This is a genomic window from Lactobacillus laiwuensis (assembly GCF_019972835.1).
Lineage (GTDB): Bacteria > Bacillota > Bacilli > Lactobacillales > Lactobacillaceae > Lactobacillus > Lactobacillus laiwuensis.
In genome coordinates, this window is the sequence record NZ_BPPB01000006.1 from 210,228 (window position 1) to 222,287 (window position 12,060).

The window sequence follows — 12,060 nt, forward strand, 5'->3', positions numbered from 1 at the left end:
TATATAATAATTATTTTTAGGAGAAAATGAATGTCTAAAAAAATCACTGCACTAATTGCTATAGCATCTCTCACTCTATCACTTGGTGTATCAACTAAAGCAAGCGAGCCACAAACAGTGCAGGCTGCGCAAAACCAGAAGAGCCAGCTTAGATTGGGACAGCAATTTAAATTTCCCAAGACTTGGCGGGGTAAATGGTTTAGCAACAATAATCTTACACCGAGCCCCATGATTATTCACAAGACTGCGTTTAATACTCCTTGGACAAATGATTATGTTAAAGTTGTGAAAACAGGTTTTGTTAAAGGAACAAAAAAGTATCCTTGGCAAATGCCTAATGCATGGAAACAAAGTAACAAAGATGAACTTGCAAAATACATGCGTGTTACAAGTAAGAAAATAAAAGGTAATAAATGGATTATTTTAAGCCCAGTCCAAGAGAAAACTTTTAAAAACGGCTTTGCTTTTATAGTCAAAAAAGAATCAATTGCAGGTAAAACTCATAAAGTACTATTTCAAGGTAATCCTGAAAACGGTCTAATAATAAATCAATATTTTAAATCTAAAACTTTAACTAATAAGTATAGTGCGTATGAATTTAAAAATATGAAATATAGTAAAATTAATCCACGTTAAAATATTAAACTGTAGTCCCAACTATTTGTGATTACAGTTTTTTTATGAAAAGTTAGGAAGAAATCGTGAAACTACTGTTAACAGGGGATAGCATTATTGCACGCAAAGATGGCTTAAAAGAGCCTCGTATTAATGCAGAGATAAAAGAAAAAATACCAGGCACAAATTTAGTTAATACGGCAGTTTCTGGTATTAACTCAGGAGCATTTTACGCATTATTTCCCGATTTAGTGTTAAAAGTTGAGCGTCGTGACAAATTAATTTTACTCTTGGGAATTAATGACTTGGCCCTGCACAAAAATGTTCCAGTTACACAATTTAGTAAAAATATGTCTCTCATAATTTCCAGCGTAATTTGTTTATATTATCCGCAAAATGTAATTTTGATTTCACCGCCTGCAGTTGATGAGACCAGACAAAAAAAGAGAAACAATCGTGAAATAGCTATTTATACTACAGAATTAATAAAACTAGCCAAAACTTATAATTTGAATTTTATTAACCTATTTCAAGCTATGATTAAACATGGTGACTTAAAGAATCTTTGTCAAGGACAATTGAATGATGGTTTGCATTTTGGAACGGAAGGATACAAGTTATTGTCAGATTTACTATTAAAAGAATTACAAAGTTAAAAAATACTCCTTTATTTTGTTTGCTATAGAGTTACCTCAAAAGCTTATACTATTTATTAATCGGATAAGGGATTTTAAAGAAATTCAGATAATTGTCGGAGCTGTAAAATTAGCCATTTTGATGATCACTTGTTAACTTTTGAAAAAGAAAAATTGGTATATGAAAGGTCAACCGAAATTTAATTCCGTCCAAAAGTCCTCTTAAAATTATGTTTTAGGAAGGCTTTTTATGTTTTACTGAAATAAAATGTTTATAACGATAGCTTGTTTGACCTAATACCTTTTGTTAATATTATTAATAAATTATAAATTAATTAAATCAGCTGTAAAAAACTATTTATTAACTGAATAGTAGTTAAGGAGGGTCAAAATGTACCATTATTTGAAAAAACATGTATTCTCAGTTATAGTAGCTTGTTTATTACTACTGGTTAATTCAGTATTGCAAGTTTTGGCTGCTACCAAAATGGCTGTACTCGCAAATTATCTTATTGCGGGTAAAATTGCCTCCTTTACTAAAATGTTAGTCATTATATTTATGCTCTGGTTTTTAACATTTATCATTTCCTTTTTTGAAAATTATCTTCAAGAAAACGCCACTCAGGATATTCTAAGTGATATTCGCAGTGACATTGTTACCAGTTTAATTAAACTTCCTCAAAATAAATTTAAAGAAAATCCTGTTGATTATTATGAGTCTTACTTACAAAATGATGTCAATTTAATTCAAAAAGAAGGCTTAAATACCTTTTTTCTAATTGTACGTTTTAGCGGTAATGCGATTTTTGCTTTAGCAGCACTATATCTTTATAATTATATTCTTTTTCTTGCTGCAATTATTTTAGTTTTGATAATTGTTTTAGTTCCGCGTTTTTGTAAAAAGTTTCTTACTACCGGAGTTGCTAAGATCTCTCAGGCAAATGAAAAATTTTTAAAATATACGAGCAGTGGTTTGCACGGTTATGATACTTTATATGCCTTTAATGTTCTCAGCGAAATAAAGAAATTAGTAGCTGCTGGTTCACAATCACTAAAAGAGGCGAATGTACATAACACAGTTAGACGTTCAGCTGTTGATATTATAACTGGTGTGATTAATATAGGAATTCAACTGCTTATTTTAGGAATTACTGGGGCACTGCATTTTCAAGGAAAAATCAGCGCCGGAGCTATATTGGCTACGGCCGAATTAGCTACTAAAGTGTTCGACTCAGCAGGTATTATTAACCGTTATTTTGCCCAACTTCTTTCTACATCAAGTATCTTTGCCAAGTTTAATAATTTGAAAGAAGAAAATGAAAATAAGGTTGAAAAATTTGCTAAAACAACTTTTCCAATGGAATTCAGAACTTTGGAATTTCGCAATGTTTCTTTTGCATATCCTCGAGCAAAAGAAGAAATATTGCATAATTTTTCTTTTGTTTTTAAAAAAGGAGATTTTTATAAGCTAAATGGTATTTCGGGACGGGGGAAGTCGACCTTATTGAAGTTAATTACTGGTCAATTAAAACCCAGTCGGGGGAAAATACTGCTTAATGGAGTTGATATTAATACCATACCGCGAAGCATAATTAATTCATTGATTGTTTATATGCCACAAGCAGTTACAATTTTTCCGCGCTCAATTGATTATAATATTTTGCTCGATCGCAGCTATAATAAAAAAATTCTCGACTTAGTAAAGAAAGATTTTAATATTAGCGATGAATGGCAATTCGATTCGCTTTCGGGTGGACAGGAGCAGCGTGTTGCATTGGCCAGGCTGATTGATACTAAAGGTAAAATGATTTTACTTGATGAAAGTTTTTCCAGTATTGATTTGCAAACAGCACAAGAACTATTACAAAAATTACTTAAAAGAGTTGAAACAGTAATAGTAGTTTCCCATCGAAATGAAGAAATTGCTCAGTTCTCTTTTAAAAATTTGTCATTAAATTAGTTTTAAAAGTAAAAAAAGTTACCAGCAAAGTCGGGCTTATTTACTAGTAACTATATTAATTAAAGTTAACATTATATTTACGACCAATAGGTGGAAAAGTTGGCAGTCTCAATGGTGTAGTATGCCACTGGGTGAAAAGCGTAGCACATAATAAAATAAAAGGAACATCTTCAGGTCGTTCAATGTCGCAAATGAGAACTACCCCTTCACTTTGAACAACAGTATTTACTGTTGCGACTTTTTTGATACCAAAGAGAAACTTATAACTTCCCTTTTTGATACTGCCAGAGACTATGTAATTTAATCTAGTAATATAAAAAAGGTTTGCTAATTTATTGTTTAAGCGTTTAACCTTTACTAAGGAATGGTTAATAACATCAATTGTGTAGGAAGAAATAAATCCATTGCCATCGGTATAAAGACGTCCGATTTCTTCACCGTTAACTTTTTTTAAGTACAGAGTATGGTTGGGATTATCTAAATTGCCTTGAATTATATACTGAATTCTATTCTGTTCGTTTGCTACAGGAATTTGACCATATTCCTGTTTTTGAGTTAATTCCAATAAATAGCGCATCTAAGCACCTCTATTCTTTTGCATTATCCTTGATAAATTTTCTTAAAACATAAGCAACTCCATCTTCATTATTTGACTTGGTTTTGACTTGTGCTAAATCTTTTATTGCCGGAACAGCATTGGCCATAGCCACCCCTGTTCCGGCATCTCTAATCATGCTGGCATCATTTAAATTATCGCCAATAGCAGCTACTTCTTCACGTTTAATACCCTTTTGACGTGCATAATCAAGAAGCGCTGGTCCCTTTTGTGCTTTGGCATCATTAATCTCAATATTAGCAGCTGAGCTTGAAGTCACAACAACGTCACCTAAAGCATTGATTTCTTTTTTAGCTTGAGTAAAAGCAGCTTGACCGCGACCATCGAAGGCAATAATTTTCATGATTTCAATCTTGGGATTTGTCAGTAAGTGATCATAATCGTCTACTAAAGTCATGCTAAGCATAGCATCACTACCTGCAGCTGTAGCAACAGCTTTTTTATAATTGACCTTGGGATCAAGTAACATTAAGGAACGAGCCAAATTAACTATTCGCTTACTAGTATCCGTTGAGAAAATCTTTTCAGCAGTGACTAATTCAAAATAAATATTGTTTTCCCTGAGGATTTTTGAAATTAGACTGGCTTTTTTATTTGGCAGTTTGTGCTTAACCTTTAAATTGGCATCTGCATCATAGACTAATGCACCATTAATGTTAATAAAGCCAGTTTTAAGGCCATAATCATGCATAGTTTTACGAGATTGTCGCGGCGCGCGTCCGGTTGCCACTAAAAATTCAATACCATTTTTTTGTGCTGCACGAATCGCAGCGACATTTTTGTCTGATATAGCCATATCACTGTTAAAAAGAGTTCCGTCTAAATCACAAGCTACTAATTTAATCAATGGTAAAATTACTCCTCCTCCAATTTTGCTAGTTAAATGAGTACTTTACATGTTAACATTATGAAGAAAACCTTACCTTTAATTTTTATCAACTTCACATGAAAATTAAAAGAAATTAAAAGTAGTTATTGTCCCAGTTTCATTATTAATTTCATGATAACATAAAAGTTAACGAAAGAGAGGCTGTTTAGGTGATGAAAAAATTTATTGGAAACGACTGGGATGAAATCTTGGCTCCAGTGTTTAACAGTGAAAAGTATCAGCGATTACATGAATTTTTAAAAAAAGAATATGCGACCAAAAAGATTTATCCTGATATGTATCATATTTTTACCGCTTTTAAGTTAACTTCATTTGCAAATACTAAAGTAGTCATTTTGGGACAGGATCCGTATCATAATCCTGGTCAGGCAACAGGGATGAGCTTTTCAGTTAATCCCGGTGTAAAATTGCCACCTTCTCTGCAAAACATTTATAAGGAACTTTATGATGATGTGGGTTGTAGACCCGTTAATCATGGTTATTTAAAAAAATGGGCAGATCAGGGAGTTTTACTATTAAATGCTGTTCTAACTGTCCCTTACGGTCATGCTAACGGTCATCAAGGAAAGGGCTGGGAAGAAGTTACTGATGCCGCAATTAAGGCTTTGAGCGACCGTGGTAAAGTAGTTTTTATACTGTGGGGTCGCTATGCTCAAAATAAAATCGTTTTGATTGACCAAGATAAAAACTTTGTGATTAAATCAGCTCATCCAAGTCCGTATTCCGCAGACAGAGGATTTTTTGGTTCAAGACCTTTTTCACGCTGCAACGAAGCACTAAAAAATTTTAACGAAATTCCCATTGATTGGCAGTTGCCGACCAAAGTTACACAAGCAGATTTAGCATAGGTAGGAAATAAATGAGCGTTTTTGATTTATTAAAAAATAAAGTACAAAAGTCACACAGAAGGTATCAGATTGTTTTTCCTGAAGGAGATGACCTCCGCATTTTAAACGCAGCCAGCAAATTATCTTTAGATAATGTTGTTAAGCCCATTTTATTAGGCAATTCCGCGAAGATAACTAGTTTGGTACAAGAACAAAATTTAACTTTTAGCGAGTTAGTAATAATTGATCCGGCTCACTATGAGAACAAGGCAGCTATGGTGCAGAGCTTTATCAACGCACGAGGGAAAAAAGTTGACCCCACTGAAATAGCAGAAACAGTAAAAGATCCAAATTATTTTGGCACTATGCTCGTTGAAATGGGGCTGGCCGACGGCATGGTATCAGGAGCAACTCATTCGACTGCCGCAACGGTAAGGCCGGCTTTGCAATTGATCCACACCGCTAAAGGCATGAAACGGGTTTCTGGCAGTTTTATTATGGAGCGGCACGATGAAAAATATATCTTTGCTGATTGCGCAATTAATCTAGATCCCGATAGCCAAACTTTAGCTGAAATTGCATATCAGTCAGTTAAGACTGCCCAAATGATTAATATTGATCCTAAAGTTGCATTTTTAAGTTTTTCAACTAAAGGGTCTGCCCAGGCAGATATGGTTACCAAAGTTGAACAAGCTACAGAAATTTTTAAACAACAACATCCAGATATTCCTGCAGATGGTGAGTTACAATTTGATGCTGCTTTTGTGCCTGAAGTAGCTGCTAAAAAAGCTCCAGAATCTGTCATTAAGGGACGAGCAAATATTTTTATTTTTCCTGAATTGCAGTCCGGCAACATTTCTTATAAAATTGCTCAACGTCTAGGTAACTTTGCGGCTATTGGCCCCATCTTGCAGGGATTGCGCAAACCTGTTAATGATCTTTCGCGCGGAGCTAATACTCAAGATGTTTATAACATTGCCGTTTTAACTGCTGCCCAGGCACTAATAAGGGATGAAGAAAATGAAGCTTGAGGTCAATTCTACACAGGAAATGCAACAATTAGGTGCAGTTATAGCTCAAACTGCACAAGCTCATGATTTATTACTGTTAAATGGTGATTTGGGCGCAGGTAAAACCACCTTAACTCAAGGGATTGGTCGGGAACTAGGAATTAAGCGACCGGTCAAAAGTCCTACATTTACAATTGTCCGCGAATATCCTGAGGCCAGATTGCCATTGTATCATATGGATTTTTATCGTTTAGAAGAAGATGATCTATCTTCGATCGATTTGAATGCATATTTGGCTGAACCTGGCATAGTAGTGATTGAATGGCCAGAAATTGTGCAGGAACAATTACCAGAAACTTTTCTAGAAATCACTATTAAGCGTGTTGATGATAGTTGGGATTCGACTAAGCGAATAGTTGAATTTGCGCCCAAAGGCAGTAGGAATAAACAATGGGCAGAAAATATTATAGAAAAAATAAGTTAAAAAATAGGGTCTAAAAGGCCCTACTTTTTTATGTTATATTTGGTAAACCAAGTTTTTCAACGCTTCGTCACCATATTGTTTATCTTGCGCTATTAATATACCAGCACATGCTTCACTATCACTTAATGCATTATGGTGGTGCCATAATTCTACACCAAGGGCATTTGAAACAGTGTCAAGTTTATGGTTAGGTAATTTGGGTTCAAATAACTTGCTGGTGCGTAAAGTATCAATGACAAAATAATGTGGTTCAGGTATGTCATAGCGTGCCAAGCTCTGTCGCATGACATTAGTATCAAAGCGGGCATTATGAGCCGTTACTAACATCCCCGGTTGATATAAATCCTTAATTTTAGGCCAAACTTCAGCCATCGTTGGGGCATCTTTGACATCTGCTGCAGTGATATCGTGAATTTGAATGTTGCGAGCATCAAAAGGCATTTGGGGATTAATTACCGTATAAAAACGATCTATAATTTGATTGTCTCGTACCATCACCAGTGCCAAAGAACAAGCACTCTCTGGATGCCGGTTGGCTGTTTCAAAATCCATCGCGACGAAATTCATATTATCTCCTTTAAATTTTAATTTTAGTATAACATATGATGAAGCAATTAACTGAATGCGGTAAAATAGAAAAAGATTAGACAAAGGGGATTTTTGATTTGAAATTATCAGATTTAACCAAAAATGGCATAGAAATAAAAAGGCAGGTTCCGCTTAGTAAATATACATTTACAAAAACAGGGGGACCAGCTGAATTTCTTGCATTTCCACAAAATGAAAGTGAGCTAAAAAACTTGGTAATTGCCGCACATGATAACAATATTCCCTTGACTATAATAGGAAATGCTTCCAATTTAATAATTCGTGATGGTGGTATCTCAGGTATAGTTCTAATTTTAACCAAAATGAATCAAATTAAAGTTGATAAAAATAAAGTAATTGCTCAAGCGGGAGCGACTATTGTTGATACGGCTTTTACTGCTGCTCATCATGGTCTCAGCGGTATGGAATTTGCAGCTGGAATACCCGGCAGTGTTGGGGGTGCTGTGTTCATGAATGCTGGTGCTTATGGAGGAGAAACTTGTAGCGTTATTGAGAGTGTCAGGGTAATGACCCGTTCTGGTAAGTTTAAAAGTTATTCTCAGTCGGAAATGAAGTTTTCTTACCGTCACTCGTTGGTTCAAGAGAATGGCGACATTGTATTAGAAGCAGTTTTTGCATTAAAAAAATCTGCAAAAAACCGCATTCTGGCGGATATGAATTATTTAAATGCTTTGCGTCAATATAAACAACCATTGGAATACCCTTCTTGTGGCAGTGTTTTTAAACGACCAACCGGTCATTATGTTGGTCCTATGATTATTCAAGCCGGTTTACAAGGAAAACAAATTGGTGGTGCTCAAGACTCTACAAAGCATGCGGGTTTTATAGTGAATAAGGGTAATGCCACTGCAACTGACTATCTTGACCTGATTCATTTGATTCAAGAAAAAATCAAAATAAAATTCGGTCTGGATTTACATACTGAAGTTAGAATCATTGGTAAACCTAATGATTAACCCGAAAAATTATTAAGTTTGTCTATGATAGAAGGGAGCATTTATGCAGAGTAGTGGAGCACACATTTTTACATGGGGTAACCTTTCAATAATTCTTGATGTTCTGATTATTTGGTTTGTCGTTTACCACCTGGTAATTTTGATCAGAGGAACCAAGGCTGTTCAGTTAGCCAAAGGAATTGTCTTGATTTTTATTGTTCGTATCCTTGCTGGCATTTTTCAGTTACACACAACGATTTGGCTTATTGATCAAATAGTTTCATGGTCAGTTGTTGGGATAATAGTAATTTTTCAGCCAGAAATTAGACGAGGTCTCGAACATTTGGGTCGCCTGCCCATTTTTGGTGGTCGAGAAGACAGTGCCCGTGCTGAATCAATTCAGTTTATTAATGAACTTGATAAAGCTATTCAATATATGTCGAAAAGAAGAATAGGTGCATTAATTACTATCCAACAAGAAACTGGCCTAGAGGATTATATCGAAACTGGGATTAAGCTTAACGCTGATGTTACTGGAGAACTATTAATTAATATTTTTATACCTAATACTCCATTACATGATGGTGCAGTCATTATTAATAAGGATCACAAAATTGCAGTGGCGGCAGCTTATTTACCCTTGTCTGATAATAGTATGATTCCTAAGAGACTCGGAACTCGTCACCGTGCAGCTGTTGGTATATCAGAGGTGACTGATGCAATTACCATTGTCGTTTCAGAAGAAACAGGTGGGGTAACGATCACACGTAATGGTCGCTTTTTAGTTGACATGACACGAGATGAATACTTAAAGTATCTTAATGCAGAACTGGTCCCCAAGAAAAGTGGTAACGACAAATGGTATCAAAAAATTATTCGTAAGATATGGAAATGGGGTGCCGATCGATGAAAGAGTTTTGGAAAAAATCATGGTTTATTCGGCTAGTTTCCCTTTTAATTGCTGTGTTACTGGTAATTTATGTTAATTCTACCCAAGAAGGATTTTTGTCTCAGGGACAGACGGATAAAACTAAGCAGACTGCAAATAAAACGCAAACTATTAAAGTTCCCTTACAAGTTTCGGTAGATACAGACAAATTTTATGTTGTGGGTTATCCTGAAAAAGTAAGCGTTACCCTTGAAGGATCCACTGCATTGGTTACCTCAACTATCAATACCCAAAATTTCAGAGCATATATCGATTTAACGAAAAAAAGCATTGGTCAACACAATGTTAAAGTACATGTAAATGGTATTAATAAGCAGATTTCCTATTCTGTTAATCCACGCAGCGTTGAAGTTAATATTCAACGGCGAAAGTCCACAACTATGCCCATACAAATAGAGTATAATAAGAGTGCAGTTGGTGAGGGATATCAGCTTGGACACTCCAGTGTATACCCACAACAAGTAGAGGTTACTGGAGCTCGTTCCGAGGTTGATCAAATTGATCAAATAATTGCCAAAGTTGTTCTACCTAATGGAATCGATCATACTTATGAACGTCAAGTCAGTTTAATAGCTGAAGATCGTAAGGGCAGACAACTTAATGTTGTAATTGATCCAGCTACAGCTAAAGTGACAATCCCAATTACCACATCTAAAAAAGCAGTTAAAATAAAGCTCAAACCTGAACATGAAAAAGTAGATAAGGTGTATTCGCTTACTGTAAAAAATAAGTATGTTACGTTATTTGGTAATGAAAAAGATTTAGCAAAAATAAAAAATCTAGAGGTTCCTGTTGATTTAGGTTCGGTTACTTCTACTACAACTAAGACTATTACTCTAGATTTACCTGATGGTATTGTTAAGTCTAATCCCACGCAAATTGCTGTAGAAGTAAAAGTAGATAATGCAAACGATTCAAAAAATAAAAATAATTAAGATAGAGAGGTTGTTTACTAATGTTAAAATATTTTGGCACTGATGGAGTTCGTGGAGTAGCAAATCAAGACTTGTCTCCAGAATTGGCATTTAAACTGGGTCGTGATGGTGGCTACGTTTTAACTAAAAATAAAGCTAAGGAAGAGCAGGCAAAAGTTTTAGTCTCACGTGATACCAGGATTTCTGGTCAAATGTTGGAATACGCTTTGATATCCGGACTTCTTTCCGTTGGGATTGAAGTTTTAGAAGTTGGTGTAATTACTACCCCTGGTTTGTCATACTTAGTCCGCGCTCAAGGCGCTGATGCCGGTGTTCAAATTTCCGCTTCACATAATCCTGTAGAAGATAACGGTATTAAATTTTTTGGTAGTGATGGTTTGAAATTGTCAGACGAAATGGAAGGCGAAATTGAAAAACTAATTGATGCTCCAGAAGATAATTTGCCTAGACCTTCTGCTAAAGGATTGGGTTCAGTCACTGACTTTCATGAAGGCGGTGCCAAATATTTACAATTTATTGAAAATACTATTCCGGAAGACCTTAGCGGCATCAAAGTCGTTATCGACGGTGCCAATGGTGCTGCCAGCAGCTTGATTTCCCGGTTATTTGCTGATTGTGGGGTTGATTTCACTACTATTGCTACTCATCCTGATGGCTTGAATATTAATGATCATGTTGGCGCTACGCATACTGAAAGGCTGCAGGAAGAAGTTGTTAAGCAGGGTGCGCAACTTGGTCTCGCTTTTGATGGCGATGCTGATCGCTGCATTGCTGTGGACGAAAATGGTCATGAAGTTGATGGGGATCATATCATGTATATTCTCGGAAGCTACATGGAAGATGGCGGTCGACTAAAAAAAGATACCATTGTCACTACTGTAATGAGTAATCTCGGTTTTACCAAAGCATTACAAAGGCGCGGGATTAAAAATGTTCGTACTCAAGTTGGCGACAGGTATGTTTCAGAAGAAATGCGAGCAAACGGTTATAATTTAGGCGGAGAGCAGTCAGGTCATGTTATCATGAGTGACTATCATAATACCGGTGATGGTATGTTGACTGGCTTGCATCTAATGCTAGTAATGAAAAGAACTGGAAAAAGTTTGACAGAATTATTGACTGACTTTAAGGAATATCCCCAATGCTTGGTTAATGTTCCGGTTAAAGATAAAAAATCCTGGAAAAAGCACCAACCAATTATAGATGTCATCAAAGAAGTTGAAAATGAAATGGGTGATGAAGGACGAGTATTAGTACGGCCTTCCGGAACACAGTCGCTTCTGCGTGTAATGGCTGAAGGTCCTACTCAAGAAGAAACAAATGCTTACGTCAAGAGAATAACTGATGTAGTTGAAGCGGAAATGGGAGTATAAATAAATTAGCCCCACTGTTTTTGACCAAAAAGTAGGTAAACAAGAATAAGCTCCCCAAATCTAAGGCGCATTTGGGGAGCTTATTCTATTTTTTTATATCTTTTTCTATACCAGCTGGCGTGACATCAGCTGCTGTATTTATTGGTTTTAAATGATTGCCAAAAGTATATTTAGCAGTCGAAGCTTTCACAAAATTACAGTTTAACACTGATGAAGGTGAATC

The 12,060-nt window shown here is 35.6% G+C and carries 13 protein-coding genes; 10 read left to right on the top strand and 3 right to left on the bottom strand.

The features are described 5' to 3' along the window. Positions 1-30 precede the first annotated feature (30 nt). The 3 genes from LDM92_RS06765 to LDM92_RS06775 all read left to right on the top strand — a co-directional run bounded on the left by LDM92_RS06765 (position 31) and on the right by LDM92_RS06775 (position 3,210). On the top strand, positions 31-636 hold the full coding sequence (locus tag LDM92_RS06765) for a hypothetical protein (protein WP_223902556.1): 606 nt from the start codon (positions 31-33) through the stop codon (positions 634-636). Between the two features lie 65 nt (positions 637-701). Further along, positions 702-1,271 carry a GDSL-type esterase/lipase family protein gene (locus LDM92_RS06770; protein WP_223902557.1) on the top strand — a complete coding sequence of 190 codons (570 nt, stop codon included), beginning with the start codon at positions 702-704 and terminating at the stop codon, positions 1,269-1,271. 370 nt (positions 1,272-1,641) lie between these two features. Continuing rightward, complete coding sequence (locus LDM92_RS06775) at positions 1,642-3,210, top strand: ATP-binding cassette domain-containing protein (protein ID WP_223902558.1); 1,569 nt, start codon at positions 1,642-1,644, stop codon at positions 3,208-3,210. A 55-nt stretch (positions 3,211-3,265) separates the two neighbouring features. Here the strand turns inward: LDM92_RS06775 and LDM92_RS06780 are convergent, their stop codons facing one another. After that, entirely contained in the window at positions 3,266-3,787 is a 522-nt protein-coding gene (locus LDM92_RS06780; protein ID WP_223902559.1) for an LURP-one-related/scramblase family protein, read from the bottom strand. Between the two features lie 10 nt (positions 3,788-3,797). Further along, entirely contained in the window at positions 3,798-4,673 is an 876-nt protein-coding gene (locus LDM92_RS06785) for a Cof-type HAD-IIB family hydrolase (protein WP_223902560.1), read from the bottom strand. A 194-nt stretch (positions 4,674-4,867) separates the two neighbouring features. Here LDM92_RS06785 and LDM92_RS06790 point away from each other — a divergent pair, with 194 nt between their 5' ends. The 3 genes from LDM92_RS06790 to tsaE are packed head-to-tail and all read left to right on the top strand — an operon-like array spanning position 4,868 to position 7,036. Further along, the gene (locus LDM92_RS06790) at positions 4,868-5,563 is read left to right on the top strand and encodes a uracil-DNA glycosylase (protein WP_187154425.1); all 696 of its coding nucleotides are present in this window, start codon (positions 4,868-4,870) and stop codon (positions 5,561-5,563) included. Positions 5,564-5,574: 11 nt separating this feature from the next. Further along, positions 5,575-6,573 (top strand): phosphate acetyltransferase, encoded by a 999-nt coding sequence (gene pta / locus LDM92_RS06795; protein WP_223902561.1) that lies wholly within the window; start codon positions 5,575-5,577, stop codon positions 6,571-6,573. Next, complete coding sequence (tsaE, locus tag LDM92_RS06800) at positions 6,563-7,036, top strand: tRNA (adenosine(37)-N6)-threonylcarbamoyltransferase complex ATPase subunit type 1 TsaE (protein WP_223902562.1); 474 nt, start codon at positions 6,563-6,565, stop codon at positions 7,034-7,036. The genes pta and tsaE overlap by 11 nt, the downstream gene beginning before the upstream one ends. A 33-nt stretch (positions 7,037-7,069) precedes the next feature. Here the strand turns inward: tsaE and LDM92_RS06805 are convergent, their stop codons facing one another. Beyond that, entirely contained in the window at positions 7,070-7,603 is a 534-nt protein-coding gene (locus tag LDM92_RS06805) for a 3'-5' exonuclease (protein WP_223902563.1), read from the bottom strand. A gap of 98 nt (positions 7,604-7,701) precedes the next feature. Here LDM92_RS06805 and murB point away from each other — a divergent pair, with 98 nt between their 5' ends. Genes murB through glmM form a run of 4 tightly spaced genes read left to right on the top strand, consistent with a single transcriptional unit; the run spans position 7,702 to position 11,837 of the window. Continuing rightward, positions 7,702-8,601: a UDP-N-acetylmuramate dehydrogenase gene (murB, locus tag LDM92_RS06810; protein WP_223902564.1), complete on the top strand. Its 900-nt coding sequence runs from the start codon at positions 7,702-7,704 to the stop codon at positions 8,599-8,601. Positions 8,602-8,644: 43 nt separating this feature from the next. Next, positions 8,645-9,490, top strand: coding sequence for a diadenylate cyclase CdaA (gene cdaA / locus LDM92_RS06815; RefSeq protein WP_122052194.1), 846 nt, complete (start codon positions 8,645-8,647; stop codon positions 9,488-9,490). Further along, a complete protein-coding gene (locus tag LDM92_RS06820) occupies positions 9,487-10,464 on the top strand; it encodes a CdaR family protein (RefSeq protein ID WP_109586111.1) in 978 nt (325 codons plus the stop codon). Before cdaA ends, LDM92_RS06820 begins: the two co-directional genes overlap by 4 nt. Positions 10,465-10,484: 20 nt before the next feature. Further along, entirely contained in the window at positions 10,485-11,837 is a 1,353-nt protein-coding gene (gene glmM, locus LDM92_RS06825; protein WP_223902565.1) for a phosphoglucosamine mutase, read from the top strand. Positions 11,838-12,060: the final 223 nt, after the last annotated feature.

Coding starts and splice junctions, on each gene's coding strand:
- cdaA (WP_122052194.1), top strand. CDS start 8,645: ATGCAGAGTAGTGGAGCACACATTTTTACATGGGGTAACCTTTCAATA.
- tsaE (WP_223902562.1), top strand. CDS start 6,563: ATGAAGCTTGAGGTCAATTCTACACAGGAAATGCAACAATTAGGTGCA.
- LDM92_RS06775 (WP_223902558.1), top strand. CDS start 1,642: ATGTACCATTATTTGAAAAAACATGTATTCTCAGTTATAGTAGCTTGT.
- LDM92_RS06790 (WP_187154425.1), top strand. CDS start 4,868: ATGAAAAAATTTATTGGAAACGACTGGGATGAAATCTTGGCTCCAGTG.
- pta (WP_223902561.1), top strand. CDS start 5,575: ATGAGCGTTTTTGATTTATTAAAAAATAAAGTACAAAAGTCACACAGA.
- LDM92_RS06780 (WP_223902559.1), bottom strand. CDS start 3,787: ATGCGCTATTTATTGGAATTAACTCAAAAACAGGAATATGGTCAAATT.
- LDM92_RS06820 (WP_109586111.1), top strand. CDS start 9,487: ATGAAAGAGTTTTGGAAAAAATCATGGTTTATTCGGCTAGTTTCCCTT.
- LDM92_RS06765 (WP_223902556.1), top strand. CDS start 31: ATGTCTAAAAAAATCACTGCACTAATTGCTATAGCATCTCTCACTCTA.
- glmM (WP_223902565.1), top strand. CDS start 10,485: ATGTTAAAATATTTTGGCACTGATGGAGTTCGTGGAGTAGCAAATCAA.
- LDM92_RS06805 (WP_223902563.1), bottom strand. CDS start 7,603: ATGAATTTCGTCGCGATGGATTTTGAAACAGCCAACCGGCATCCAGAG.